Raw genomic sequence first — 26,314 nt, 5'->3', positions numbered from 1 at the left:
GCGTTTTGGCTGAACTCTGCACGCGCACCCACGATTGCCTTGCAAATTTCCAACGCCCCATCGCGCGGAGGATCAACCAATAGTTTGTCGAATTGCCCCCAGCTTTCCCATTCAGGTGTTTCCACTTCAAACAGGTTGCGCACGTGAAATTCTGTTTTGTCGGCCAAACCGTTGAATTCAGCATTCTCACCGGCCCGGCTTACAAGGTCTTGTGAACCTTCAAAGCCCTTCACATAGCTGCTTTTTGTGGCCAAAGGCAAAGAGAAATTACCAAGACCACAAAACAGGTCAAGCACACGGTCTTCAGGTTTCAGATCAAGCAGCGACACGGCGCGGCTGATCATGGCGTCGTTGATCATGTGGTTCACTTGCGTGAAATCAGTGGGCCTGAATCGCATGCGAATGCCAAAGCTTGGAATGCGATAAGTGAGGTCTACCGGCTTGTCTGCTTCAAGGCGGTGCGCTGTGGCCGGGCCACCGGGTTGCAACCACCAGTCCACACCCCATTCATTGCCAAATGCCCGAAGCGTATCAAGATCTGATTCACTCAAAGGCTCCAAATGGCGAAGGACCATGGCAGTTACGCCATCGCCAACAGCGAGTTCAATCTGCGGAACGCGCATGAAAATACTCAATGTAACCAGCATATTGCCCAAGGGCACGATCATATTGGACACATGTTTAGGCAGTACATGGCATACCTGCATGTCAGCCACATACGAGGAAGACTTCTCGTGAAAACCCACGAAGAAGCGGTCTTTCTTGATCACAAACCGGGTGCTTAAGCGCGCACGGTGCCGGTAACCCCAAAAAGAGCCGTAAATAGGCGGCATCATTTGTTCAGGGGTTTGGCGACCAATTCGCTGCAGCAGGTCTTCAAGTGCACGATTTTTAATGGCCACCTGTGCATTGGGCTCGATGTGTTGCATGGCACACCCACCACACACCCCATAATGCGGGCATTTGGGAGTAGTACGAGTGGAAACCGAATTCAGCACCTGCAGTGTTCTGCCTTTTGAATAGCTTGGCTTTACTCGCGTAATTTCAGCAACCACGGTTTCACCGGTGATTGCACCATCGATAAAGTGCACTTTGCCATCCACATGGCCAATGCCATTGGCATCCAGGTCGATTGATTCAATGGCAACTTGCACCTGTGGAAACACCACAGGTGTTCGGTCTTTTTTCTTTTTGCGGCCCATGGCTACATTCAATAAAAATTAACGGGCCGGGAGGTAATCCATCGGGTCAACAGGCTTACCTTGCTTACGCACCTCAAAGTGCAGCTTGGGGCGGTCAGAATCGGACTGCCCTGCTTCAGCAATTTTCTGGCCTTTGGTGACGGGTTCGCCTTCTTTCACCAACAAGGTTTTGTTGTGCGCATAGGCAGTCAACAAATTGTTGTCGTGTTTCAGAATAATCAAGTTGCCGTAACCGCGTAGCGCGTTGCCTGAATAAACTACACGCCCAGCCTGGGAGGCCACCACAGGATCACCAACCTTGGCGGCAAGATCAATACCCTTGTTTACACCCGCCTTGTACCCTTGAATGATTTCACCTGGGTGCGGCCAGATAAAACCCAAGGTAACAGCAACAGGTGCGGGTGGTTTGATTTCAGGTGCTGGTGTGGCCTCAACGGGCTTTGCACCACCAGCGGGTGTGATTGGGGTTACTTCAACGCCACTGTCTTCAATGGTTGATCCCGAAGTACCGCCGGCTACAGCAGTAGGCGCACCTGTCACGCGCAACTTTTGACCAATGCTTAGTTTGCTGGGATCGCTCAAATTGTTGGCACGCGCCAGTTCACGCCAATCCAGGCCAAAATCCAGAGCAATACTGTACAGGGTGTCGCCAGCCTTGACGGTGTAAACACCGTCGGTAGCCACGGCAGTGTCAGTAGAACGGGAGGGCAAACGATCGACCACAGGAGCCTGGTTACCCGTTGTTGTACAGGCTGCCAAGAAGGTCAGTGTTGCGAATCCAACTGCCAATGCACGTGTGTGACCCAGCAATTGGGTTCTAGTTAATGCGCCACGTTTCATACGATGCGGGTTCCTTGTAACAGGGGTACGAATTTTACCAAGTCTTTTTTCTCTCGGTGCCATTTGTCGACCGCCAATCGATCAACAATGACCAGATTTTGCTGATTCTGGTCAGCCACGGGCACAATAAGGCGCCCGCCAATTTTCAACTGCTTCAGCAAGGCTTGTGGTATTTCCAAACCCGCAGCGGCCACAATGATGACATCAAACGGCGCTTGTGAGGGCAAACCCACCAAACCATCGCCATGTATTACTTTGACTTTCTGAAAGCCTGCAAGTTTTAAGTTGCGTTGGGCTTTGTCGTACAACGCCTCAATGCGTTCTATGCTGACCACACGCTTTGCAATTTGAGCGAACACGGCGGCCTGGTAACCACAACCCGCGCCCACTTCCAGCACATTGTCGAGATCCTTTCGGCCATCCAGTGCATATTCTGCAAACCGGGCTACTGTGAATGGTCGGGAAATCGTTTGCTGGTGCCCGATTGGCAAGGCTGCATCTTCGTAGGCGCGCGAGGCAAACGCTTCGTCCACAAACAAATGCCGTGGCACAGCACCAATTACATCGAGCACACGCTGGTTCACGATGCCCAGGGTTTTCAATTTTTGAACCAAGTGCCCACGCGCACGCTCGGAGGTCAAGCTTGAACCGCCGATGCGTTCCGGAATGCGATCCAGTTTGCGCGCAGACTGGGTAATCAGCGCAGGTGCTGGCTTGAAACGGGGCTTTTGATCCATGTTGTTGTTTTACAGCCAATCGGCCAGGGTCTTCATTTGTTCGGTGTGCGTCAAATCAGCCTTCAAGGGACTGATCGAAATTTTACCCTGCTTGACCGCATAAAAATCGGTACCAGGGCCCGCATCTTTGGCGCCGCCGGGTGGGCCAATCCAGTAAACAGTTTCATCTTTCGGGTTCTGGGTTGGAATCACGGGCTCGGCATGGTGGCGCTTGCCAAGTCGGGTGCATTCATAGCCCTGCATGTCATCGTAAGGAATCGGGGGGATGTTCACATTTAGCAAACAATGCTCCAGACCCAGCTTGTTGTTCAGGAAGCGATCCACGATTTCAGCTGCCACTCGAGCCGCGCTGTCCAGGTGCGCGTAACCTTTGCCAGCCAGCGAAAAAGCGATTGCAGGCAAACCACACTGAAAGCCTTCCATGGCGGCTGCCACAGTGCCTGAGTAAATCGTATCGTCGCCCATGTTGGCGCCGTTGTTGATGCCAGACACCACAAGATCGGGTCGCCTTTCCAGCAAACCAGTCACCGCCACATGCACGCAATCGGTGGGAGTGCCATTGACATAACGAAAGCCATTGGCTGCTGTGCGAACGGTGAGTGGCCGGTCAAGCGTCAGCGCATTTGAGACACCAGAACGGTCTTGCTCGGGCGCCATTACCTCCAGGTGAACCGTGTTGCCAAAGCGTTCAAGCAAAGCACCGTGCAAAGCCAGAATGCCAGGGGCGCTGTAGCCGTCGTCGTTGCTGATCAGAATGTGCGGAATGGTCAAGATCAGGCTTCCTTGCGGCGAAATACCCAGGTGTTCTCGGTGGATTCTTTGGCGGCAAAAGCATAGCCTGCCACCTTGAACTTTTTCAGATGCTCTACATCGGTAATGCGTTGATCAACAATGTAGCGGGCCATTAAACCACGCGCTTTTTTAGCGAAAAAACTGATGATTTTGTACTGGCCGTTTTTATAGTCCTGGAACACGGGCTGAACCACGCGCGCATTCAAAGCCTTGGTATCAACCGATTTAAAGTATTCATCAGAGGCCAGGTTCACCAAGACCGGGTCTTTCTTGGCAAGCTCCTTGTTCAGGGCAGGCGCCACGGTTTGCTTCCAGTAGGCATACAAGTCTTTGCCTGCAGGGTTGGGCAGCTTGGTACCCATTTCAAGGCGATAAGGTTGCATCAAATCGAGTGGGCGCAAAATGCCATACAGGCCCGACAGAATACGCACATGCTTTTGTGCAAAAGCCAGCCCTTCTTCATCCAGGGTTTTGGCATCAAAACCATCGTACACATCGCCATTGAATGCTAACAGCGCAGGGCGTGAATTCTTTTTGGTGAACTTCGGGGACCACTCGCTGTAACGCGTTGCGTTAAGCACACCCAGCTTGTCTGACACCGACATCAGTTCGGAAATATCAGCAGGGCTCATGGGACGCAAAATATCGACCAGACCGGCCGCTTGCTCAACAAATTGTGGCTGCGTACTGGTTTGGACAGACAAGGGTGTTTCGTAATCGAGCGACTTTGCGGGAGAAAGAACTACAAGCATGAACGTGAATCACCTGGTTGTTACTACGGGTTTATTATCGCAGGATCTGGCAGGTGATTCAGGGACAGAGTGGTGTGAAGCCGGGAAAAATACCCAATACAAGGTATGCGAGTGGCCGGTTTTGTGAGGTTGGCCGCGGATGCGACTTTGTCGCTCCGCTTCTGGCCGTGTCTCCCAGACTGTCTCTCCCGAAGATAAATGTATTACCTGTCACATGCGCCAATTGGATTCAGGCAATTGTGTTTGCAAGTTTTGATTTACTGTATATAATCACAGCATGTCAATTCGAGATTGGTGCCATGAAAGGTTTAACTGCTCGTCAACAAGAAATTCTTGATTTAATCCGGGACCAAATTACCCAGTTTGGTCGGCCCCCTACCCGCGCTGAAATTGCACGGCAACTGGGCTTTCGCTCAGCCAATGCAGCAGAAGATCACTTGCAGGCTTTGGCCAAGAAAAATGTCATTGCCCTGGATGCCAGTACATCACGCGGTATTCGCTTGCTGGGCGAATACGCTGAAGGTCTGGAAGAAACAGCTAGCAAGGCAGCCGAACGTGCAGTCGAGCAGTTCATGCAACTGCCACTGATAGGTCGCGTTGCTGCCGGCAGCCCGATTCTCGCCCAAGAACATGTGGAAAAACAAATTCCTGTTGATCCTTCGCTGTTCCCAGACAAACCCGATTACTTGTTGAAAGTACGCGGTATGTCCATGAAAGACATCGGCATTATGGATGGTGATTTACTGGCTGTAAAAAAAGCCAGCACCGCTCGAGCGGGTCAGGTTGTGGTTGCACGCGTGAACGACGATGTCACCGTGAAACGTTTTTTCCAGAAAGGCCATGTGGTTGAATTGCAAGCCGAGAACAGCGATTTCGCTCCAATCGAAGTCGACCTGCGAACCGAAACCTTCGCAATTGAAGGTTTGGCTGTTGGTTTGATTCGCCAAGGTCAGTTGCATTAAAAACCAGTAATTGCACTACAAAGCAATGTCGGGGAGTTGTGTTGTGTCGTCTGATCTTTCCAACATTCACCCGGGCGTGTGGCGCGCCCACCAGCTTGCCATCGACAGCAGTGCACGCATACCCAGCGGTTTTTCCGCCCTTGATCAACAACTGCCCGGGGGTGGCTGGCCCACCCGCAACTTGATTGAACTGCTGCTGAAACACCATGGCATTGGCGAACTTCGCTTTCTAATGCCTGTGTTACGCAAGCTGACGCTGGAGAAAAAAAAACTGGTGCTGATTGGCGCACCGCTGCTTCCACTCACGCCTGTATTTGAGCAGTTTGGAGTGGCTTTGAACCAAGTGCATTTGATTCAAACCGACAAACCCCAGGATCGGCTTTGGGCCATTGAACAAGTGCTGCAAAGTGACTCCTTCGGCGCGCTTTTCATGTGGCTTCCCGAAGAAAAAACACTGTGTAGCCCAACCGTGTTGCGCCGCTTGCAGTACCAGGCCACACGTTCACAGGGGCTAAGTTTTGTGTTTCGACCCATTCGGGCACAAATGCAGCCCTCCCCGGCTTCACTGCGCTTGTGCCTTACGGCCCAAAATCCAAACACCCTGCGAGTGCATTTGATCAAACGCAGGGGCCCGGTACTAGAGCAACCGGTACTAATCGATTTACCCAAACCGCAAGGTGCTTTACACGACACCCCGCACTCACAGGAGCTTGTTCGTGCGTTGGATCGCCCTGAGTTACAGACAATCCCGCAACCCACGCGAAGTCAAATCGCAATTTGATGCCAATTCGTTGTTTGAATTGGCATCGCATTACAGCCCGGTGGTGTGCTGGCGACAAGACCAGCATCATGAATACGTAGGTTGGCTGGTCGAGGTACACAGCAGCTTCAGGTTGTTTGGTGGTGCACAGGCTTTACTTTCGCAATTGTGGCAAAGCGCAGACGAATTTCCTGGTGAATTACAACTGGCCAACCACCACACAGCAACTGGCGCGTGGTGGCTTGGCAAGAGCGCCCCTGCAGGCAATCAAGATGATTTTCTGGCCATGCTGAATTTCAATGAAAACAGTTTGCTGGCCTTGCCAATCTCTGTACTTGATTGCGATGCGAAGCTTCAAATCACCTGGCGACAATGCGGCTTTGGCCGCCTTGGTGATTTGTGGCGCTTGCCACGCGACGGATTCTTAAAACGCTTTGGCGCGCAGGCATTGGCTGAACTGGATTCAGGTTTTGGTGTTCAAAACAAACTCGCCACAAGCACGGTGCCACACAAACCTGCGGATACATTCGAGCAAGAAAAGGAACTTCCCTTTCACAGCGACAGGCTTGATCTGATTGAGCACCATGCGCAAGCACTGCTTGATGCGGTGTGCAACTGGTTAAAGCAGCAAAAACATGGCACACGTGAATTGCACTGGGCCTTTATTCACACGCACGGTGAGGAGGTTTTGCACCTGAGAAGTGCGCAAGCCACCGATTGCCTCGACACATGGAGGCGCCTGCTGCACCACCAACTGGGGCGCATGCAATTCGAGGACGATATACGTAACCTGCGAGTGCAATGCACGCACAGTGAATTGCTGCCCAACGTGAATCACAGTTTTTTACCCGACCCCGCGGAAGGCGCGCGCAACTGGAACAACACCTGCGATATTCTTCGCGCGCGCTTGGGCGAACAAACCGTGTTATTTGCAGCAACAGACAGTGACCCCAGGCCTGAGTGCAGCCTTGTGCTGCAGCACACCCCGGTGCAAAAACCTGCAAACAACGCCTATAAAAAAATTGAAAACCAGCACACACCCGAATTAGATAACTCGGCATTGGCAGCCAGCACTCCGCGCCCATTGTGGCTATTGCCAACACCCAAACCATTGCAAGGCAAAGCCCCGAATTGGCAAACGGGTGGCCCCTGGCAATTGCTCAGCGGCCCTGAGCGTGTTGAGTTTGGCTGGTGGGATGCACAACCCTGCAAACGCGATTACTACTGCGCGCGGGACAGCAATTCCAGTTTGGTATGGCTTTATCAAGACCTGCTTGAAGAAGAGGCACGCTGGTTTTTGCACGGTTACTTTGCATAGGGCTTGGTTAGCATGAACACATCACTGCAAGCCTTGCCGCCTTTCGCTGAAACACTGGCCTTGAGCAACTTCAGTTTTTTGAAAAGCGCATCGCACGCGGAAGAACTGGTGCAACAAGCCAAACTGTTAGGTTACAGCGCCATTGGTATCACTGATGAATGTTCGCTTGCGGGCATTGTTCGTGCACACCAGGTCGCCAAAGAATGTGGCATTCAGCTGCTGGTGGGTGCACAGTTTGTGTTTGCACGCAGCAGCGCATTTGCTGGCCAACGCATTGCCTTGATTGTAAAAAACAAAACTGGCTACACCCACTTGTGCCGCCTGATTACGCAGGCCCGTAGCCGTGCCACCAAAGGCGACTACTTGTTCACCCGCGACGATCTTGCTGATATTCCACCTGGACTGCAATTGTTATTGGTGCCCGACGAACGCAGCAAGGAAAATTTTACTGCCTTGTTAAGTTGGTGTGCCAAACGTTTCACTGGCCGCTTGCATGTGGTGTGCAATTTGCAGCACCGTGGATTCGACAGGCCATGGCTGCTATACCTGCAGGCATTGGCCCACTTGCACGGTGTTGAACTCATGGCCAGTAACTTACCAGTTATGCATTCAAGTGAACGAAAAAATCTGCATGACGTGCTAACTGCCATTCGCTTGAACTGCAAGCTGAACGACGCCAAGCCATTTCTGGAAACGAATGCACAACGGTGTCTGCAACCTTTGCAGCAACTTGCCCAAACTTACCCGCACCGTTTGCTGCAACAAACTGTAACGCTGGCCGCACAGTGTGTATTTTCACTGGATGAGTTGCGCTACCAATACCCCCGTGAAATAAGCCCAGAAGGCCTGGAACCTACACAATACTTGCGTCAACTTGTAGAAGAAGGCGCTGCCCAACGCTACAGCAGCAATGTACCTGCCAAAGTTAAAAAACAAATTGAACATGAATTACAACTGATTGAAGAGCTGCAATTTGAGGCTTACTTTTTAACGGTTTACGACATTGTCCGTTTTGCCCGGTCGCGAAATATTTTGTGCCAGGGCCGAGGTTCTGCCGCCAATTCAGTGGTGTGTTACTGCCTTCATATTACCGAAGTCAACCCCGACAAAATGGCCGTACTGTTCGAGCGTTTTATCAGCCGGGAGCGCAACGAGCCACCCGACATTGACGTGGACTTTGAACACACGCGCCGCGAAGAAGTAATTCAATACATTTACCAAAAATATGGTCGTGACCGGGCCGCATTGGCCGCCAGTGTGGTGGTGTACAGACCCCGATCAGCATTGCGTGATGTGGGCAAAGCCTTGGGACTGGACACGGATTTGGTTGAACAGTTGGCCAAGTCGCAAGACGGTGGTTACAGCCGCAGCATGAGCGTAGACCACATGATTCAGGCAGGGATTGATGTACACCAAAGTGGCGTGCAGCATTGTGTACATTTGGCCGATGAACTGCTTGGTTTTCCGAGGCACTTGTCGCAACACACAGGCGGTTTTGTGATTGCACGCGACAGCCTGACTGAACTGGTGCCCGTAGAAAATGCCTCCATGCCAGAGCGCAGTGTGATTCAGTGGGACAAGGACGACCTGGATGCCATGGGTTTGATGAAGGTAGACGTACTGGCGCTTGGTATGTTGAGCGCCATTCGAATGACACTGGACGAACTGCACAGAAAACCTGATGCGCCCCGAACACTGCAAGCGATACCGCCTGAAGACAATGCAACATACGACATGATGTGCAAGGCTGACACTGTGGGTGTATTTCAAATTGAAAGCCGCGCGCAAATGGGCATGCTTCCCCGCCTTAGGCCTCAACAATATTACGACTTGGTGATACAGGTGGCCATTGTGCGGCCCGGCCCCATTCAAGGCGGTATGGTGCACCCGTTTTTAAAACGCAGGCAGGGCCTGGAAGCCGTGAACTATCCTTCTGATGCCTTGAAAGAGGCTCTAGGCCGCACCGAGGGTGTTCCTATTTTTCAGGAACAAGTGATGCAGGTTGCTATTCTGGCGGCCGGCTTTTCACCAGGCGAGGCCGATGCATTGCGCCGTGGCATGGCCGCCTGGAAGCGCAAAGGTGGTCTGCACCATTTTTACGAACGGGTGGTGAATGGCATGTTGGAACGTGGGTATACCCGGGAGTTTGCTGAAAGTATTTTCAAACAAATGGAGGGCTTTGGTGAATACGGCTTTCCGGAAAGCCATGCCGCCAGTTTCGCCATGCTGGTGTATGCATCGGCCTGGTTGAAATGCCACCACCCTGATGCATTTTTGTGCGGTTTGCTCAATGCACAACCCATGGGTTTCTATGCACCTTCGCAGCTGATTCAAGACGCGCAACGGCATGGTGTCACGGTACTGCCTGTGGATGTGCAGTGCAGCTCCCTTGAAACCCAACTTGAAAATTGCACAGGTGATTTTCTGCCAGTTCGTTTGGGTTTAAACCGGGTGAACGGGCTGAAACACGACGCTGCTTTGCGCATTGTTCAAACCCGCGAGAAAGGGTTGTTTGAAAGTGTGGAAGACTTGACCAAACGTGCCCGGCTTGACCGTGGTGACTTACTTGCACTGGCCGATGCGAATGCACTGGAAAAACTCGCCGGGCACCGCCGCCAAGCCGTGTGGCAAACCGCAGCAACGGAAACAAGTGGCATTCGTCACAACGCAAACAATACAAACCTGCTGAGCAATACCCGCAGCAATGAAACACCGCTTGAATTGCCCAAAGCCAGTGAACTGGAGGACATGTTGGCCGATTACCGCGCCACAGGTTCAAGCCTTCAGCACCACCCTATTTCATTTTTACGCAAGCAACTGGCACCCTACAAAATAAAACAGGTTGAAGAATTGCGTACTTACCCAAACGGCAGGTTGGCACGGGCCTGTGGCATAGTGACGCACCGGCAACGTCCAGCCACTGCGCACGGCACGGTGTTTTTAAATCTTGAAGATGAAACAGGCAATGTGAATGTGATTGTCTGGAACAGCCTGGCCGAAGAACAACGCCAGGTTCTGCGCAATGCGCAAATTATGGGTGTGTTTGGTATTTGGCAACGCGAAGGCGAAGTATGCAACTTGGTAGCGCGAAGGCTGGTGGATTACACCCACCTGATTGCACAACTGCAAACACCCTCGCGCGATTTTAAGTAAACAGGGAAAGGATTAGATATCCACTTCCACCAAATTGCCTTTGTCCTCGAGCCAGGTGCGGCGTGCGCCACTTTCTGTGCGCCCCATCAGCATGTGCATCATGGCGTTGGTTTCGTTCACATCCATGCTGCCCAACGTGACGGGCAACAAACGACGTGTGTCCGGGTTCAATGTGGTTTCCCAAAGTTGCTCAGCATTCATTTCGCCCAGACCCTTGAAGCGGGAAATCTTGATGTTCGCCTCTTTCACGCCTTCCTTGCCCAGCTTGTCTTGCACGGCGTACAGCTCCGCTTCGTCCAGGCAATACAGTTTTCGTGCCGGCTTTTTGCCCTGAGCAGGCACGTCCACACGGAATAGCGGTGGTCTGGCCACATACAAATTCTGGCTTCGAATCAACGCGGGGAAATGTTTGTAGAACAAGGTGAGCAACAACACTTGAATGTGGGAACCATCCACGTCAGCGTCTGAAAGAATACAAATTTTGCCGTAACGCAAACCGCTTAAATCGGGGTTGTCGTTCACGCCGTGGGGGTCTACGCCAATGGCCACTGCAATGTCGTGAATTTCCTGATTGGCAAACAGGCGGTCTTTGTCAGTTTCCCAGGCATTCAGCACCTTACCGCGCAAAGGCAACACGGCCTGAAACTCTTTGTCACGGCCCATCTTGGCCGATCCCCCCGCAGAATCACCCTCAACCAGAAACACCTCGTTCAGCGTAATGTCGGTACTTTCACAGTCGGTCAACTTGCCCGGCAAAATGGCCACCGACGAGCTTTTTCGCTTCTCGACTTTCTGCGCAGCACGTGAACGGGCCTGCGCCTGTTTAATCGCCAGTTCAGCAATTTTTTTACCGTCTTCCACGTGCTGGTTTAGCCACAATTCAAATGCAGGCTTGACCAAAGACGACACCAGTCGCACCGCGTCGCGACTGTTCAAGCGTTCCTTGATTTGCCCCTGAAACTGCGGATCGAGCACCTTGGCCGACAACACAAAATTGGCTTTTGAAAAAATGTCATCAGGCATTAACTTGATACCCTTGGGCATCAGTGAATGCATTTCGCAAAACGCCTTGATGGCCTGAAACACGGCCTCGCGCAAACCCGATTCATGCGTGCCACCTGCAGAAGTCGGAATCAGGTTCACATAACTTTCCCGCACGGGTGTGCCCTCCGCCACAAAAGCCAAGGCCCAAGCTGCGCCCTCGCCCTCTGCGAATCCTTCATCGCGAAGAACATCGACACTCAGGTCACCGCTGAACATGGGGGCCACCAGTTCACGGTCCAACAATTCCTCTTTTAGAAATCCGCGCAACCCATCGTCAAATTTCCAGCGTTTGGCTTCACCGGTTTTCTCGGTCACTAACACCACTTCAACGCCCTTGAGCAACACGGCTTTGCTGCGCAACAGGCGATCCATTTCATTCAGTGGCAGTACCGCGGAATCAAAATACTGGGGGTCGGGCCACACGCGCACGGTGGTGCCTTTTTTGGGGTCACTGCCGGTTTGGGGGCGAACTTTCAAAGGCTCGATTACATCGCCGCCACTGAACACCAGGGTGCCCACCTGTTTGTCACGCACCGCACTCACTTCAAGCCGGGTCGACAAAGCATTGGTCACCGACACACCCACGCCATGCAAGCCCCCCGAGAAACGGTAGGCGCCGCCATCGGCCTTGTTGAATTTGCCCCCTGCATGCAGGCGGGTGAATACCAGTTCGATCACCGGCACCTTTTCTTCGGGGTGAAGGCCGATTGGAATACCCCGCCCTTCATCCTGCACCGACACGCTGCCATCGGTGTGAATGGTCACCGTAATTCGTGAACCAAACCCCCCCAAGGCCTCATCTGCCGCGTTGTCGATGACCTCTTGAATAATATGCAAGGGGCAGTCGGTGCGGGTGTACATGCCGGGGCGTTGCTTGACTGGTTCCAGCCCTTTAAGGACGCGGATGGACGATTCTTGGTACTGGCTCATAACAACCTGAAAGTTCAATGACCGCTTGATGATACCAATAATTTGGACACATTTCGGGCAGTGCTGGAACCATCTGTAGCCGTGCCAACACTCATGACCATGATAGGAAATTTGTACAGCGTGGTTAGCACACATTTCAAGGCTAATAAAGCAGCATGTCACCCCACCCCCTATCCATGGTGACACCTCATTCGGACTTTTTGCAGCCTTGATACGCTGTGGCGTTATTTAAATAATTCGCCAAGGCCGACCATGATTCCACTTCCGTTTCAAGTAGAGAGGCTCGACATGAAACCGATTGCCCCCAAGTTAAAGATCACCTCTATTCAAAGGTGCTCAAGGGCGAATCTGGAAACAACACGCTCGGAGTTTGAATTGTTGGTTGCCAAGCAGGAAAAGCGGTTGCGTAACTTCATCATCAAACATTTTCGTGATGAAAATGCAGTTGAAGACATCTTCCAGCAAACCCTGATTGAAGCTTACTGCTGCTGGGACAGTTTTCGAGGTGATGCAAAAAGAGCCACCTGGCTGTTCGGCATCGCATTAAACATTATTCGAAATACAGCACGCCGTTCCCCACAGTACAAGTTTCATTTCACCTCGGATGAGGACCTTGAACTGGAACAAGCCGAGGGGTCAGACCCCATGCAACACTGTATGAAAAACGAGTTCAGTATCAAACTGGAGTCGGCCATCGGCAACTTGCCCAATGATCTGCGTGAAACCCTGATTCTGGTGGTTCAGCATGGTAATTCTTACCAGGAGGCTGCGGATATTTTAGGCATCCCGATTGGCACTGTTCGCTCACGCATTTCAAGATCGCGTGCCCAATTGAAATCAATCTACGACCTTTACATGGACTGATGAACGCAAATTTGGCGATCCGATATGGAGCACTCAACAAAATTCTGGAATCTTTGGGAATGAGCGCTGGCGATACCGAGCAATGTGCTGCAACAGACGGATATCGAATTGATTTCGAAAAAAACTTCACTGTTGAGTTGCAGCACCTTGGCGGAACCGATTGCCGGGTAAGCGCAAGAATTTTCAGCTTGGGCAAGTCGTTACAGGTTCAGGAGAATCAAATCAAGTTGGCTTTGAACCTATTCGGTGAACTGAAAAACGACATGCCCGATGGTGTATCAACTGCCATTTCAAACCACGACAACTGCCTACGCCTATGCGTCGAAATTGTGAGCGAGAACAACGATATCATCATGACCCAGTTTCAGGGATTTGTTCATGTTGCCTTTGCCTACAAGCAAACCTACTTTCAGCACAAGGGCGCAACATAGAGCAATCAGCCTCGGCTTTGTGTAGCCTTGACCCGATCGACTGAAACTGACTTCAACCAGAATTCGAATCTTTCTTTTGCATCTAGCAAGTTGGCGGCCGACATGGCCTTGGAAACAAGCAGACCAGACTGATCAGCTTCAAAAATACGGCTTTGTTCCAGAGACTTTGCAAGCCAACGCTGTGAAAGCCAGTCTCGCAGACAATTACTTTCATAGTTATTCAGTACAAGCGTGGCTTGAAAATCAGATGGACATAAAGAGGACTGAAATAGCTCTCCATGCCCCAGGCCCTCAACGGGTTGCTCATCGATTAGAAACCAGTTCGAGGGATAACTTGGCGACATGGATTGTGGGGGCACCTAAACAACACCAGCAGTGTCGCTGTGAATTTGCTGCGCAAGACCACGGGGCGCAGCCAGGCCTGCGAAACGTTGCAAGGCAAGTGGTTTCATGGGACGAGCATTGAGTTCAGAAAGAATGGACTTAAAGGTATTGCGTACAGCAGAGCCAGTTGGCTTGGCATTGCCACTCGCATGTAAAGAAGCAGTCTGTATTGACGGAGTGTTTGGATTAATCATTTTTAGTAGTTACAGGCAGCGGGCCAATAAACGTCGTTTCATGACAATTGAGTGGTTTTGTAGTCTGAATGGTTCCCGGTTTTCTCCAGCAAATCGAAACGTTTCATGCGGTAGTACAGGGAATGCAAGGGAATGCCAAGACTTTCACTGGCCATGCGCGCGCACCCATCGTGTGCCTGAAGTGTCTGTATCAAAACTGCCTTCTCGAAAGCCAGCAAACGCTGTTTCAGGCCAGCATGTGGCCCGCTCAATGGCACTGCACCAGGTGTACCCAAACCCATCACATGGCGCTGAGCGAATGCGTGCAACTCACGTACATTGCCAGGCCATGGTCGACTCAACAACTCGTCCATATCCTCAAGCTCCAGGTTTGGAACCTCAAGCTTGAACTGTGCAGCGACATCATTCAGAAAATATCGGTACAAGGGAATGATGTCTTCGAGCCGTTCTGCCAGGGCAGGAATTCGAACTTGAGAAACACTCAGCCTGAAATGAAGGTCTTCCCGAAATTTGCGCTGTTCAACCAACGTTTCCAGTTTGGCTTTTGTCGACGCGATGACGCGAAAAACTGACTTGTAGAATACATGCCCGCCCAGTCGAACCGCTCCGCGGTACTGCAGCGCATTCAACAACTTGGCTTGGCACGACAGCGGCAGGCTGTCTATTTCATCAAGATACAGCGTGCCATTGTGTGCAAGCTCGAGCTTTCCTGGCCTGTCTTTTTGTGCGCCCGTAAAAGCACCGGCCATAACCCCAAACACCTCCGCTTCAAAAAGTTGTTCTGGCAAAGCGGCACAATTGACGTGTACAAACTCGCCTTTAAGCCCGGAATGTGCATGCAGCCAACGTGCAGCAGTGTCTTTGCCAGCGCCAGTCGGCCCGAGCAACACCGTGTCGACAGGTAGTTGCTTTAAGCGCTGAAGTTGGGCCACAGCGTGGCGCATGGGTTGCGAACGAACAAATTCATCGCTGTATGGCCCCAAGTTGCCGTTGGGCAAGGGTTTTTTACCAAACTGGAATGGTTTGGTGCGTATCAGTTTCTCAAGTACCTGAACTGCAGCCAATGGGTTGGCCGGGTGCACAATTGAGGCAAAAATGGGAATGTCGTGATACACGTACTCTTGCCAGGGCTTCTCGATAAAACGAATAATTTGTGTTTCTGGCGTTCTGCCGTGCGCTTTGAAGTGCTCAATTAAATCGCCAAGCTGCTCCAGACCCTGATCCACCAGTAACCAGTGCGCCGGTAAGCTTCGTTTACCCAACAGGTCGACCAACGAAAGTTCGTGAACACTAGCCTGCATCAACAATGCTGCAGCGCGCAGTCTGCTTTTCAGTTCGGGGGATTCGATGCAAAGCGTTAACTCGGTCATTGGTGGCGATTGCACAATGAAATGGACAAGACTCATTGTGAGGGCTGTGCAATCGCTTGAAATCACCCCTTGGGATTAGTCAATGCTGTGATTCTGACTGCCCCATCACCTCCACCCTAAGCATGTCCCGCGCGCGCGAGAGGCGAGAGCGAACTGTACCAATTGGCAAATCCAGTTCAAGTGCGGCATCCTGATAAGTCAAACCTTCGAGCAAAACCAGCTGAACCACTGTTTGCATTTTGCCTGGGAGTTGATCAATTGCAGATTTCAAGGATTCCATGCGTTCCTGGCGCATCAGGGATTCTTCTGGCTCACAAATGGAGTCGGCAGGAATCAGGCTGATTTGCTCGTCGAAATCATCGCCTTGAAAACGAAAACTGGTGTCGCGGTAACGAAAGTTCTTAACCAGGTTCAATGCAATGCCAAATAACCAGGTTTCAGGCTTGGAATCGCCACGAAAACCGGCCCAGTTGCGAAATGCAGCCATGTGGGTTTGCTGAATGAGATCATCCACGTAATCTTCACGGCGAAGATGCTTGCGTACAAAGTGCTTTAAGCGGGATTGCTGTGATTTCAACAAGGCTTCCAGTGCGCCCAATTGTGCTGGACTCAACGGAGTAAGCGTATTTTCCTCTATGGCCGAAACGGTGATTTCGAACTGCTGTAAGTTTGCATTGTGTTCCATGGCCTGCCTCTGTTTGCTTGTGTGTGGTAACAAGCGTTGTGCAGTGTGCATGCCAGGATCAGGCAAACTTTAACCAATTGATTTCATGGCATATTTATTGATTAACTCTTGGCATGCATTGGATTTTTTCTAAATTTACAGCGCTGGGCCAAGCAAAATCTATAAATCATCACAAGCCCCGGTGCAGGCCGACTCCAGTTGCAGTGTAAAATGCGCTGATCTCGCGGTAGTACAATGGATAGTACGAGGCCCTCCTAAGGCTTAGATACAGGTTCGATTCCTGTCCGCGAGACCAGGCATAAAAAAAGCCCCTGACTGGTCAGGGGCTTTTTCATTCGCACGCCGGCTTGTTCAGCTGGCCTGCTCGGTCACGATTTTCCAGCGACCGTCTTCTTTCTTCAGGCGCAATGTCTTGCGAACATTGTCAGAGTACTTATCAGCTTTGTAAGCCTGATCAAACTCGGCAGTGGCTTCTTCACCGTTGACCTGAACATTCAGGTTGCTGATGTCCACCTCAATACTCGACTTGTTGGCGATGCGGGCACGACGCTGGCTTTCCCATTGCGCCCTGCTCTGCGCACCAGGCAACTCGAAATTGGCGGAGTAGAAGCTGAGATAACCCTCAACATCCCGTGCGCTCCAGGCTGCCGCCCAGTTGCTAACCACTTCAGTCACCTCTACCTGAAGCTGAGCCGGGCTTGGACCAGCCGGCGCTGCCGAAGGTGTTGCAGCAGCAGCCGCTGCAGGCGGCTCTCCGCCCAGTAAATCGTCTGCTGGCGGTAAAGTCGGATCAAGCATGGTATCTGTCACCGGATCTACAACAGGATCGACCATGGGTTCAGCGGCAGGCGCAGGTTCAGGAGCCGGTGTGGGCGACTGATCAAGCACGGCTGGCCGCAGTTGATCGAGACCAAGGAAGTGACTGACCGGCTTCAAGTTGTCCGCATTGTTGATCAAAGCCTGACCACCGTAAGTCACAATCAACAAACCGATGAATAAGGTGTACACAGGCAATAGCCAGCGCTCGTAGCGGTAGTAGAAAGCTTTGCCTTTGACTTCATCGGCAACCTTGTCCATTTCGGCCTCTCCCACCACTTGACGAGTTAGCAGCTGGTTCAACGCGACAGGCGGTGACAGATAACCCAACTCAAACGCGGTGATCACAATCATCCAGAAATGAACCGGGTGAATACCGTTGCTGTATGCAATTGGCGCGACCGTGGCCGACACGAGAATAACCGCACCGAATGGATCCATCACCATGCCGATGAAGACCATCATGATCATGAAGAGAGTCAAGGCGCCCCAAATGCTCGCCATCTCGGCTGGAACAACACTCATCAGACCAGAGCGCTCGATCATACCGCCGACGCTAATGGACAAGGCCATCAACATAATCAGGGCCCCAATGTGGCCGATTGTTTCGGTGGTGGCACTACGAACCGCCATCTCAAGACCCTGATTTTTCTTCTTGTCAGCCGGTGTGTCGCCCCCCACTTTGGTGGGACCACCACGCAGTTTGTCGAAAATAATCACGAACAACATGATCACGGGCAACATCACTGGTGCGGTGAATTCGTCGAGCTTGGTGTCCAGCAGGTATTCGTAACCAAACACTACCAACATCACAATCACGATGTAAGGCGATACCGGCACCAAGGCACGCAGCGACTGTGGCAGCGCCTCCTTTGCCTTTGCGCGTTCGGTGACACGCCCCTCCGCTTTCAACAATGCGATCAACATGAAAATGGTCGAGGTCAGAATGAACACGAACAGACCCCAGCCGTACAATTCACTGGTGGTAACTTCTTTGTTCAATGCTGCAATAACCACAATCAAAAGACATGGTCGGAGAACTACACCCAAAGAACCGGACATCGCTGTGGCAGCCAGAGCGAAAGGACGACGTGCACCTGACGCAAGCACCTCACGATAAACAATCGCGCCTGCTGCAATTACGAACACACCGGAGGCACCCGTGTAAGCAGTTGGAATTGCAGCCGCAAGCAATACAATCCAGGTAAAAACCTCGGGTGGTAACTTCCAGGGCTTCAAAATATCCATGAACAAGGAAACCACGCGGGTTTGCTTGAGCAACATACCAGCCCACAAGTACAGGGCCAGATTCAGGAAAATACTCGACAACTCGGTAATTTGGCCGAAGTAAATTGCCAAACCAGCGATGTAATCGTCCATGAAAAAGTTGATACCCGCATTCAGTGCCATAAAGGCGTACAACGGAATACTCAACAGACCCAGGCCGTAGCTGCCACCCTCCTCGGCTTGCGCGGGAATTTTCAGAACATCTTTCAAACTGATGAAAGAAAGCGCGGCAAAAAGGGCGATCGCAATGATGCTGATCAGCGGATTTTCAACCGCCACACCCGAGTCGTATTGAAGCTTCAGGTAATAGCTGGCTGAAATAGTCATCAGCAAGTTGGCACCCAGCATGGCCAGAGAATAGACCTGAAAGTCTTTCTTGGTGCGCGGCGGGCGCAGGCTGATGTGGTGGAAATGCTTGGTGGTTGAAATGGCTGCAATGGCAACCATGATCAACAAAATCAATGGGCGGTTTTCCGTGCCGAACTTGAAAATACCGAAGAAGCCGGTTTCAATTTCGCGGAACACTTCCACTTCAGGCGTAATGGCCTTGCTCACTCGCTCATATACAGCATAGCGCTCGCGACACTGATCACGGGCGGCTTCAAGCGATGCACGAATTTCATTGGGGTCAATGGCAACATCGCCAAACAACAAATCGAGATCCGATTTGGGTGCGCTTTCTGCGTCGGCAACCTGTTTAGCCACCAGTGCATCAATATCGGGGTTGGCTTCGCAAGTGGGTGCAGAGGGATCGGCACGAAGGAGAAAGTACTGAACCTGGTTTTCAGGATCACCGAACATGCGCTCGCCAAGCCGCAAGAGCTGGCCGTGCACCATTTCACCGGTACCAATGATCAGGGTAAGCAACAACAGTGAGAAAATCGGGAGGCTGGAGAGCCATTCAGATGGCGTGCGACCAAACCATTTTTTGCCGGCGGAACTCTGCATAACGGATCCTTATCAGCGTCAATCGACTGATTGACTGATCTAATTAGCTATTTAAGATAATAAAAAAGGGGCAACGGCAAGCCCCTTTACATCAAAGGCAACAGGTGGGCAAATAGGGCCCACCTTTGTTTTTTTACAGCTCGGTCTTTGTTGCACACTCGGAGTCTGCGCGGTTCACGCTGCAACGAATCTGCTTCATGATGTTCAAAGCCTTGGGATCATATGAACCACCCTTGGCCAAAGCAACACGTGACTCACGCAGCAAAATCGTGTACTTCACAGAGTCAGCCGCTGGAATGTCCATCCAGGCGCCGTTGGGAATACCCTTCTCGGCGTTGGTAATGATTTGCATGCCCGCCGGGAATTTCTTGAACCAGTAGTCGCGAGACTTCTGGGCAAAACCTTCAGGGAACTTGGATTTGTTGACAATTACTTGATAGGTCAACACAGCAACCGGGAAGCGAACGATGGCTCCAGCACTACCCAAGCCTTTGTACAGTTCCAGTGGTTTGTAGGCGGCTGCGGGCGCAGCAATAATGTCTACAGAACCGTTGTTGAACTTGGCACCAAAGTTGGAAATGTCAGCAGACACGGGCGAAGCACCCACTTTGGAAATCATTTCTTTCTGGGCTGAGTCGTAATCAAACGAGGCGATTTTCTTGCCAGCCAGCTTTTCAACGGAGTTGATGTCGCGGCTTTTCACGTACAGGTAGGCAGCACCGAAAGGAATGATACCAGCCACTTGGTAATTACCTTGTGTCATCAATGTGTCCGCTTTCTCGCTGGCGAACAGTTGAATGGTGCGCTTGACCACTTCATAGCTCAAAGCCATGTCCACTTTGCCGTCTTTCACGACAGAAGCAGCACCCAGGGCATCGATCGAACCAGCCACGGAATTGTAAGCACGTGTACGGAACGAGGTGGCCACCAGCATGTCGCACTGGCCGGTTTTGAAGTTTTCAGACGCGATTTTTTCGTCTGTAAAAGCCTCCAGGTGCAGGTCAGCGCCGAAACCCTTGGCGGCGAGAACGTAGTCTTTGCTCAAGTTGAACACATCACCACCCGCGCCCAGAATGTCAAACACACATACTTTTTGTTTGGCCAAAGCCGGTGATGCAGATGCCATCAAAGCCAAGCCAAAGCCGGCGGTGATTGCTTTCATTTTAAATGTCATTGTCTGGTCTCCCAAAATTGTGTTTCTGCGCCTTGTGCCGGTCGCTAGAGTATGGCCAAGGCTTGCTGTGAGCAAAAACTTAGTTCAACAAGTCGTCCACATTCATGCCTGCAGGCATTGCGGCTTCTTCATCCCAATATTTTCCCATGCTGCCGACTGGGGTACGAGTGCCCACGTTTTCTGACCAGTAGCGGTCGGAAAGGTTGGTCATCACAGCAACGGAAATACCTTCAACCAAGGCATATTGTTCGCTTGGTTTATAATCTTTTACATTGGCAAAACGCTTGGTGGCGTCGCGAAAACGAGTGGTGTCACCCACAGCCAGTGCGGACAAACCGTACATCACATGAGAAAGACGCACGCCTTGACGCTCGCCAATCAACATGGACAAGCGGAATGTGCCCCACACATCTTTGCCCTCAGAGGCACCTGGCAAAATACTCCAGACCACAGCACGCGCGGCGTTGGGAGCACCCCACCACTTGGCATTGGATATGCATTTGAGCGCACGCTCGGATTTTGGTGCAATGTCAGTGGGCACGCCTACCATTTGCTGGGAAGCAATGTCGTTTACCACGGCTTGCAAACCAGCCACGGTACCTAATAAGTAGGCTAACTCATCGAAATCGCGTTCAAATTCGGGGCAACCCTCACCGTATTCAAAATTGTACTTGTCTTCAAGCTTGTTGCGCATGGCTTCAAATGCACGTAGCTGGCGACGTGCTGTGATCTCAAGCAAGCGCTTCTGGCCGATGCGGGCATCTTGCGCTTCTTCAATGTTGTTCTGCTTGGAGGCGCGCAGGTAGCGCAACTCTTCTTCCACGGCGCGCTGTTCAGAACAGGCGGCTGAGGACACCAACAAGAGGGATTCAAGAAGCTGTGGGTCACCACCGAATGCGCGGGTGCCCCCAGAAATGAGGGGGAAGTTGCCTGTGGCGAATCGACAGGCCATGTCGACATCATCGATTTCAAGCTGGGGGGGAATAATTCTGCGTTCAATCAAGTTAATCGCAAGGTTTGTAGCACCTCTTTCGACGCTTGCGCAACCTGCCGCAAATGCAACCACTCCCGAAATGGCCAATACACGCCATACGCCAGCTTTGATCATTGATGTCTCCGTTGATTTTTCTTTTATACCTTGCCTAGTCAATATTTGGATTTGACCTTTGAGTAACAAGGTTTGCGCACGTTATTAAACCATGAAATATTCACCCATCCAAGGGAAAGTAAACAGTTGTTAATAGAAGCGTCATTCTATTTAACCCACCAAACCCGAAGAAAGATGCCAAAACACCCCGCAATTGAAGGCAATAAATTGTTAAAAAGCGCGGAGAATAAAGTATCTCCATGTTGCCCTCTTGAAATTCATGATGCAGATTGACCTACCGGCAGACAACACTGACACAACTGCAAAGGACAGCCCAAGCAAACCTGATCGAATGAAGCAGGCCGTGAAAGACATGACGCCGCTGAAGGGGAAAACGGCACTGGTGGTGGATTCTGCGCTGGCGACTCGCCGTGCGCTTCAAGATCAACTCTCTCAATTGGGCGCCAAGTCAGTTATTTTCGCCAGCTCGGTTTCCGAGGTTGAACAGCACTTGAGCTCTCGCGAATTCGCGCTGATTGTGTGTGAATACCAACTGGAAGGTGACCGCAATGGCCAACAATTGCTAGAAGACCTTCGCGTGAATAAAAAACTGGCGTGGAATACCGCATTCATGATGGTGACCGGTGAGCGAAGTTACGGCAATGTGGTCGCGGTAGCCGAATTTGAGCCCGACGATTACCTGATCAAACCGTTCACCGCGTCGACGCTGTCCGATCGCGTGGTTCGAATATTCAACCGGAAGATTCGGCTCGCCGAGGCCTACCGCTCGATGTTTGAGGAGCGCTTTCAAGAAGTGCCGGGCATTTGCGAAGACCTGGAATCCAAATTTCCCCAATACTTGAATGAACTGGAACGCATGCGTGTGGAGTCGTTTTACAGGTCTGCGCAGTACGAAAAAACCGAGCATGAATTACTCGCTAAACTTGAGAAAGCCCCCAAACCATGGATGCAGTTGTTACTGGCCAAAGTAAATCTTGAAAAGAAACAGTTTGAAGACGCCAATGAACTGCTCAGCGAAGTGGTGAAATCAAACCCGGAATACCTCGCAGCAAGCGACCTGTTTGCCGACGTACTCTGGGAACAAAACCGCCCCGCAGATGCCCTGGACATTCTGGAGAAAATGGGAGCCAAGGCGCTTTCATCGACAACCCGCTTGCGCAAACTGGCTGACCTGGCCGTTCGGATTGGCGACAATACCCGCTCTAAAAACTATTTGACGAAAGTAATTGACCGTTCAAGAAACACCTCGCTTTCCCAAATCCACGACTACCTGCAGCTTTCAAAAATTTATGTGAAAGAAGGTCGACATGAAGAGGCGGAGAAGCTGACCGCCAAAATGCGCAGCACTGTAAACTCGGCCGAACTTGACCTTGCGCGCGCCATGATGGCCATACAAAAAGACATCGCCGATGGTCGTGGAGTGAAGGCCAACGACAAACTGGTCGCCTTTTTCGAGAACAATTCAGATGTGCTTCCCACGCTGGAACCAGAAACCTTGACCAGCCTGTTGGAATTGTGCTTTGCGGTGAGCATGGACACCAAAGGTTATGAACTGGCCAGTCAAATTACCAAACACAAACCTTCCAAGGCGATGTTGGACAGAATTCGAAGCGCAATTTCAGATTTCAAAGGCAACCAGGGCACCGCCAGCGACTGAAAGCGGGTTGAACTACAAGGCCCAGGCAGCCTTTATCAATTCATCCAGATAAGCGCCATAAAACTCGGGCAAACTTGCGCCCAACAGCGGTTTCCCGGCCACCGCGCCCTGGGCATTGAACACCATGACCGTGGGCGAAAACTTCACATTCAACGGACCAGCCAAGGATTTACCGGTGTACCTGTTGCCATCAAACCAGGTAAAACTGCGTTTGCTGTCTGAAAAATCGATTTCGTAGACTGCCACCCTACCCCTGTAAGCGGGGTCGCTGTGAATATGGCGTAGCGATTGCTGCCTGACCTTCTCGCAATAGGCGCAATCGGGCAAAGAAAACAAAACCACCACGGCGGGTGCTTGTCGAACTTGAAGATTCGACGGAAACTCAAGGGCACTCTCACCCGCCCCAAGCGCGGGTGAGAGCCCTACAAACAGTAAGAACATCCAAATTGCTTTCATGCAATTTAGACCACGAACCCCGGGTTGTCGTTCATTCCGATCAGTTTGGGCGTGTAGGGCACTTTGGTGACCACTGTTTTCCTGTCTTTCAGGTAAGTTTCCACCACGTCCCAAATTGGCGGTTCGCCATTGTTGCGGGCTTCCTCGGCCACAGGCGCCCAACCAGCCACCTTGTAGGTTTTCGTGGCCTCAATGGGTTTGCCATTCAATCGCATGTCCGAAATACGCTGCCCCGCTTCGCCGTTGGGGTTGCAAGTGTAGGTCAAGCCGCCGACACGCACCATGTCACCGCCTTGCTGGTAGTAAGGGTCGGGGTTGAACAGGTTGTCACACACATCTTCGAGCACGGTTTTAATGAACTCGCCTTTCATGTTGGTCAATGTGGTGTTGGGGTAGGTGATCGCAGTTTGGTCCATCAGGTGTTCACGCGTGATGGTTTGGCCTGGCAGCAACGAAGTGCCCCACCGGAAACCCGGAGAGAATGCAATTTCAGCGCCCTTCACTTCCATCAAGGCATCGACGATCAACTGGTCCCAGCTGCCATTAAAGTTGCCTCGGCGGTACAACAAACCTTCACTCACGGCCAGCGGTTCGCTGAGCTTTTCGATGTAGGGCTTGCGCACATTGCGCACAAAGGTTTCCATGTCGGGGGCTGCTGGCAACATGTTGGAGAATACGGGCAACAAGCGATACTTGAAGTCGCGCACCTTGCCGCCTTGAATGTCCATGTCGAGCACACCCAAAAACTTGCTGTTGCTGCCCGCGTTGGTGACATACGTGGTGCCCGATGAATTTTTCACCGGAATGGCATTGGGTATACCATCGTGTGTGTGGCCACCCAGAATGAAATCAATACCGGTTACGCGGCTGGCCATTTTCAGGTCAACGTCCATGCCGTTGTGTGACAGCAGAACCACCGCCTGAGCGCCTTTTGCACGCACCTCGTCGACCACTTCCTGCATGCTTTCTTCCTGAATGCCATAAGACCAGTCCTTGACGAAGTAACGTGGGTTGGCAATCGGACTGTAGGGGAAAGCCTGGCCAATGATTGCAACCTTGCAACCATTGATTGTTTTCATCACATGACTTGGAAAAACAGGGTCGCCAAAATCGGCAGTTCTGATGTTCTGGGCAATGATGTCGATTTTGCCCTTGAAGTCTTTCTCAGCCACTTCAAGAATTCGGTCTGAACCATAGGTGCATTCCCAGTGCAGGGTCATGACATCAACACCCAACATTTTTGCAGCATCCACCATGTCTTGGGCATTGGTCCACAGGCTGGTCGCCGAGCCTTGCCAGGTGTCGCCACCGTCGAGCAACAGCGATCCAGGCCGGTTGGCCTTCATCATTTTCACCAATGTGGACAGGTGTGCGAAGCCGCCCACTTTGCCATAGTGCCTGGCGGCTTCTTCAAAATTCAGATAAGTAAATGCGTGCGCCTGCGCTGAACCAGGTTTGATATTGAATGCCTTCAACAGCGATTCTCCCACCAGGTGCGGCGCCTTGCCAAATGCAGCGGCCACGCCCAAGTTCACGTTGGGTTCGCGAAAATAAATGGGCACCAACTGTGCATGGCAATCGGTCATGTGCAGCAAGCTTGCATTGCCAAAAGGTTTCAGGTCGTACAGTTTTTCACCGTGACCACCCGCCAGCACCTGCGGTGAGTTGATCGCCATGCCCGCAGCCGAGGCGGCCGCAAGCATGCCCATGAATTCGCGTCGATTCATCTGCATTTGGATAGTTCGCTTTTCAGAGAGTTAACACCTGCGCCTTTTCGGGCACAGGTGATGAGAACATTTGTATTACTTGTTAACCGGCGAGTCGGGTGACAACAGCAAGGCCATTGCGTCTTTAATCTGGGTTTCAGTCAGAATGCCCTCGGCGCCGAAACGTGGCATGTTGGAACATGCGTTGTAGGCATGGGAATTCCAGATCTTGACCCAGGTGTACTTCATGATTTCTTCAGAATTGCCACGCAACTTGCCGTACTGGTACAAGGAAGGACCAATATTGCCGTAGGCCAGCTCTTGCGGTGCCAACTGGTGGCATGCATAACAGTTTCCGCCGGCAGCGGTGCCTTCCTTGTCGCTAAACTGGAATCCACGACCGTTTTGCGCGAGTTTCTCGCCTGCTTTCCAGTCGCCCAAATACTTGCCATCGGCTGGAAACTTCACTGCAGCCAGGGCCGCATTTTGCAACTCGGTGCGTTTCGCGTCCGACAAACCGCCGGGTGCTGTCTCAGCCAATGAACAGGCTTTCTGCAATTCGGTTTGGTTCACACGCTCAAGCTTGGCAATGCCTTTGTCTTTGAACGAAGCAAGCAATAGCTGATTGATTTCTTCATTGGTGGGTTCAGCCACCACGGGTTTGCTGTCCGTGTTTGCACAGGCGGCCAACAAGGCGACCAACAACAGGCCAGTTGAGTGTTTAATGGTGCGAAGCATGTTTGT

The 26,314-nt window shown here is 51.7% G+C and carries 23 protein-coding genes and 1 tRNA gene; 8 read left to right on the top strand and 16 right to left on the bottom strand.

What is annotated here, in order from left to right; genetic code table 11:
* The 5 genes from rlmD to yaaA all read right to left on the bottom strand — a co-directional run.
* Positions 1-1,202, bottom strand: a 1,202-nt coding sequence (gene rlmD / locus LMED105_RS08125; protein ID WP_008250111.1) for a 23S rRNA (uracil(1939)-C(5))-methyltransferase RlmD, incomplete at its 3' end; no start/stop codon positions are given.
* 18 nt (positions 1,203-1,220) lie between these two features.
* Positions 1,221-2,042, bottom strand: coding sequence for a peptidoglycan DD-metalloendopeptidase family protein (locus LMED105_RS08120; RefSeq protein ID WP_008250110.1), 822 nt, complete (start codon positions 2,040-2,042; stop codon positions 1,221-1,223).
* Complete coding sequence (locus LMED105_RS08115; RefSeq protein WP_008250109.1) at positions 2,039-2,779, bottom strand: protein-L-isoaspartate(D-aspartate) O-methyltransferase; 741 nt, start codon at positions 2,777-2,779, stop codon at positions 2,039-2,041. The genes LMED105_RS08120 and LMED105_RS08115 overlap by 4 nt, the downstream gene beginning before the upstream one ends.
* Positions 2,780-2,788: 9 nt before the next feature.
* Complete coding sequence (gene surE / locus LMED105_RS08110; protein WP_008250108.1) at positions 2,789-3,550, bottom strand: 5'/3'-nucleotidase SurE; 762 nt, start codon at positions 3,548-3,550, stop codon at positions 2,789-2,791.
* Positions 3,551-3,552: 2 nt separating this feature from the next.
* Positions 3,553-4,323, bottom strand: a complete 771-nt coding sequence (gene yaaA / locus LMED105_RS08105) for a peroxide stress protein YaaA (protein WP_008250107.1) — start codon at positions 4,321-4,323, stop codon at positions 3,553-3,555.
* A gap of 299 nt (positions 4,324-4,622) precedes the next feature.
* On the opposite strand from yaaA, the gene lexA reads away from it, so the two are divergent.
* The 4 genes from lexA to LMED105_RS08085 are packed head-to-tail and all read left to right on the top strand — an operon-like array spanning position 4,623 to position 10,516.
* Entirely contained in the window at positions 4,623-5,285 is a 663-nt protein-coding gene (gene lexA, locus LMED105_RS08100; RefSeq protein ID WP_008250105.1) for a transcriptional repressor LexA, read from the top strand.
* 43 nt (positions 5,286-5,328) lie between these two features.
* Positions 5,329-6,066, top strand: a complete 738-nt coding sequence (gene imuA, locus LMED105_RS08095; protein ID WP_008250104.1) for a translesion DNA synthesis-associated protein ImuA — start codon at positions 5,329-5,331, stop codon at positions 6,064-6,066.
* Positions 6,002-7,363 carry a hypothetical protein gene (locus LMED105_RS08090; protein ID WP_156799597.1) on the top strand — a complete coding sequence of 454 codons (1,362 nt, stop codon included), beginning with the start codon at positions 6,002-6,004 and terminating at the stop codon, positions 7,361-7,363. The genes imuA and LMED105_RS08090 overlap by 65 nt, the downstream gene beginning before the upstream one ends.
* 12 nt (positions 7,364-7,375) lie before the next feature.
* Positions 7,376-10,516 (top strand): error-prone DNA polymerase, encoded by a 3,141-nt coding sequence (locus LMED105_RS08085; RefSeq protein WP_008250096.1) that lies wholly within the window; start codon positions 7,376-7,378, stop codon positions 10,514-10,516.
* A 12-nt stretch (positions 10,517-10,528) separates the two neighbouring features.
* On the opposite strand, the gene LMED105_RS08080 is transcribed toward LMED105_RS08085, so the two are convergent.
* The gene (locus tag LMED105_RS08080) at positions 10,529-12,490 is read right to left on the bottom strand and encodes a DNA topoisomerase IV subunit B (RefSeq protein WP_008250094.1); all 1,962 of its coding nucleotides are present in this window, start codon (positions 12,488-12,490) and stop codon (positions 10,529-10,531) included.
* A 288-nt stretch (positions 12,491-12,778) separates the two neighbouring features.
* Between LMED105_RS08080 and LMED105_RS08075 the strand changes: the two genes are divergently transcribed.
* Positions 12,779-13,354, top strand: a complete 576-nt coding sequence (locus tag LMED105_RS08075; RefSeq protein WP_008250092.1) for an RNA polymerase sigma factor — start codon at positions 12,779-12,781, stop codon at positions 13,352-13,354.
* Between the two features lie 59 nt (positions 13,355-13,413).
* Positions 13,414-13,785, top strand: a complete 372-nt coding sequence (locus tag LMED105_RS08070) for a hypothetical protein (RefSeq protein ID WP_156799596.1) — start codon at positions 13,414-13,416, stop codon at positions 13,783-13,785.
* Between the two features lie 5 nt (positions 13,786-13,790).
* On the opposite strand, the gene LMED105_RS08065 is transcribed toward LMED105_RS08070, so the two are convergent.
* From LMED105_RS08065 to LMED105_RS08055, 4 genes are read right to left on the bottom strand one after another with little or no spacing between them, the layout of a single operon-like run.
* Positions 13,791-14,129, bottom strand: a complete 339-nt coding sequence (locus LMED105_RS08065) for a hypothetical protein (RefSeq protein WP_008250088.1) — start codon at positions 14,127-14,129, stop codon at positions 13,791-13,793.
* Positions 14,130-14,144: 15 nt separating this feature from the next.
* The gene (locus LMED105_RS16790) at positions 14,145-14,363 is read right to left on the bottom strand and encodes a hypothetical protein (protein ID WP_156799595.1); all 219 of its coding nucleotides are present in this window, start codon (positions 14,361-14,363) and stop codon (positions 14,145-14,147) included.
* A 38-nt stretch (positions 14,364-14,401) separates the two neighbouring features.
* Positions 14,402-15,769, bottom strand: a complete 1,368-nt coding sequence (locus LMED105_RS16275) for a sigma 54-interacting transcriptional regulator (RefSeq protein ID WP_083797141.1) — start codon at positions 15,767-15,769, stop codon at positions 14,402-14,404.
* Positions 15,770-15,812: 43 nt separating this feature from the next.
* On the bottom strand, positions 15,813-16,418 hold the full coding sequence (locus LMED105_RS08055; protein ID WP_198006821.1) for an RNA polymerase sigma factor: 606 nt from the start codon (positions 16,416-16,418) through the stop codon (positions 15,813-15,815).
* A 220-nt stretch (positions 16,419-16,638) separates the two neighbouring features.
* Here LMED105_RS08055 and LMED105_RS08050 point away from each other — a divergent pair.
* Positions 16,639-16,713 (top strand) — tRNA-Arg (locus LMED105_RS08050).
* Positions 16,714-16,769: 56 nt separating this feature from the next.
* On the opposite strand, the gene LMED105_RS08045 is transcribed toward LMED105_RS08050, so the two are convergent.
* The 3 genes from LMED105_RS08045 to LMED105_RS08035 all read right to left on the bottom strand — a co-directional run bounded on the left by LMED105_RS08045 (position 16,770) and on the right by LMED105_RS08035 (position 21,751).
* Positions 16,770-19,469 (bottom strand): TRAP transporter large permease subunit, encoded by a 2,700-nt coding sequence (locus LMED105_RS08045; RefSeq protein ID WP_008250081.1) that lies wholly within the window; start codon positions 19,467-19,469, stop codon positions 16,770-16,772.
* 133 nt (positions 19,470-19,602) lie between these two features.
* Positions 19,603-20,643: a putative solute-binding protein gene (locus LMED105_RS08040; RefSeq protein ID WP_198006820.1), complete on the bottom strand. Its 1,041-nt coding sequence runs from the start codon at positions 20,641-20,643 to the stop codon at positions 19,603-19,605.
* Positions 20,644-20,722: 79 nt separating this feature from the next.
* Complete coding sequence (locus LMED105_RS08035) at positions 20,723-21,751, bottom strand: hypothetical protein (RefSeq protein WP_008250059.1); 1,029 nt, start codon at positions 21,749-21,751, stop codon at positions 20,723-20,725.
* Between the two features lie 262 nt (positions 21,752-22,013).
* On the opposite strand from LMED105_RS08035, the gene LMED105_RS08030 reads away from it, so the two are divergent.
* A complete protein-coding gene (locus LMED105_RS08030) occupies positions 22,014-23,408 on the top strand; it encodes a response regulator (protein ID WP_040512805.1) in 1,395 nt (464 codons plus the stop codon).
* A 12-nt stretch (positions 23,409-23,420) separates the two neighbouring features.
* Here LMED105_RS08030 and LMED105_RS08025 read toward each other — a convergent pair whose 3' ends face one another.
* From LMED105_RS08025 to soxX, 3 genes are all read right to left on the bottom strand, one after another.
* The gene (locus LMED105_RS08025) at positions 23,421-23,864 is read right to left on the bottom strand and encodes a thioredoxin fold domain-containing protein (RefSeq protein WP_050771189.1); all 444 of its coding nucleotides are present in this window, start codon (positions 23,862-23,864) and stop codon (positions 23,421-23,423) included.
* A 5-nt stretch (positions 23,865-23,869) separates the two neighbouring features.
* Positions 23,870-25,597: a thiosulfohydrolase SoxB gene (gene soxB / locus LMED105_RS08020; protein ID WP_008250056.1), complete on the bottom strand. Its 1,728-nt coding sequence runs from the start codon at positions 25,595-25,597 to the stop codon at positions 23,870-23,872.
* Between the two features lie 69 nt (positions 25,598-25,666).
* The gene (soxX, locus tag LMED105_RS08015; protein ID WP_008250055.1) at positions 25,667-26,308 is read right to left on the bottom strand and encodes a sulfur oxidation c-type cytochrome SoxX; all 642 of its coding nucleotides are present in this window, start codon (positions 26,306-26,308) and stop codon (positions 25,667-25,669) included.
* Positions 26,309-26,314: the final 6 nt, after the last annotated feature.

Source organism: Limnobacter sp. MED105, assembly GCF_000170915.1.
Lineage (GTDB): Bacteria > Pseudomonadota > Gammaproteobacteria > Burkholderiales > Burkholderiaceae_B > Limnobacter.
The sequence above is the reverse complement of the archived record's forward strand: the minus strand, read 5'-3'. Positions and strand labels throughout refer to the sequence as shown.

Excerpts from the sequence above, each read along its gene's own strand:
- LMED105_RS08120 (WP_008250110.1), bottom strand. The coding sequence starts at position 2,042 with ATGAAACGTGGCGCATTAACTAGAACCCAATTGCTGGGTCACACACGT.
- LMED105_RS08115 (WP_008250109.1), bottom strand. The coding sequence starts at position 2,779 with ATGGATCAAAAGCCCCGTTTCAAGCCAGCACCTGCGCTGATTACCCAG.
- yaaA (WP_008250107.1), bottom strand. The coding sequence starts at position 4,323 with ATGCTTGTAGTTCTTTCTCCCGCAAAGTCGCTCGATTACGAAACACCC.
- lexA (WP_008250105.1), top strand. The coding sequence starts at position 4,623 with ATGAAAGGTTTAACTGCTCGTCAACAAGAAATTCTTGATTTAATCCGG.
- LMED105_RS08085 (WP_008250096.1), top strand. The coding sequence starts at position 7,376 with ATGAACACATCACTGCAAGCCTTGCCGCCTTTCGCTGAAACACTGGCC.
- LMED105_RS08080 (WP_008250094.1), bottom strand. The coding sequence starts at position 12,490 with ATGAGCCAGTACCAAGAATCGTCCATCCGCGTCCTTAAAGGGCTGGAA.
- LMED105_RS08075 (WP_008250092.1), top strand. The coding sequence starts at position 12,779 with ATGAAACCGATTGCCCCCAAGTTAAAGATCACCTCTATTCAAAGGTGC.
- LMED105_RS08070 (WP_156799596.1), top strand. The coding sequence starts at position 13,414 with ATGAGCGCTGGCGATACCGAGCAATGTGCTGCAACAGACGGATATCGA.
- LMED105_RS08065 (WP_008250088.1), bottom strand. The coding sequence starts at position 14,129 with ATGTCGCCAAGTTATCCCTCGAACTGGTTTCTAATCGATGAGCAACCC.
- LMED105_RS16790 (WP_156799595.1), bottom strand. The coding sequence starts at position 14,363 with ATGATTAATCCAAACACTCCGTCAATACAGACTGCTTCTTTACATGCG.
- LMED105_RS16275 (WP_083797141.1), bottom strand. The coding sequence starts at position 15,769 with ATGAGTCTTGTCCATTTCATTGTGCAATCGCCACCAATGACCGAGTTA.
- LMED105_RS08055 (WP_198006821.1), bottom strand. The coding sequence starts at position 16,418 with ATGGAACACAATGCAAACTTACAGCAGTTCGAAATCACCGTTTCGGCC.
- LMED105_RS08045 (WP_008250081.1), bottom strand. The coding sequence starts at position 19,469 with ATGCAGAGTTCCGCCGGCAAAAAATGGTTTGGTCGCACGCCATCTGAA.
- LMED105_RS08040 (WP_198006820.1), bottom strand. The coding sequence starts at position 20,643 with ATGACATTTAAAATGAAAGCAATCACCGCCGGCTTTGGCTTGGCTTTG.
- LMED105_RS08035 (WP_008250059.1), bottom strand. The coding sequence starts at position 21,751 with ATGATCAAAGCTGGCGTATGGCGTGTATTGGCCATTTCGGGAGTGGTT.
- LMED105_RS08030 (WP_040512805.1), top strand. The coding sequence starts at position 22,014 with ATGCAGATTGACCTACCGGCAGACAACACTGACACAACTGCAAAGGAC.
- LMED105_RS08025 (WP_050771189.1), bottom strand. The coding sequence starts at position 23,864 with ATGAAAGCAATTTGGATGTTCTTACTGTTTGTAGGGCTCTCACCCGCG.
- soxB (WP_008250056.1), bottom strand. The coding sequence starts at position 25,597 with ATGCAGATGAATCGACGCGAATTCATGGGCATGCTTGCGGCCGCCTCG.
- soxX (WP_008250055.1), bottom strand. The coding sequence starts at position 26,308 with ATGCTTCGCACCATTAAACACTCAACTGGCCTGTTGTTGGTCGCCTTG.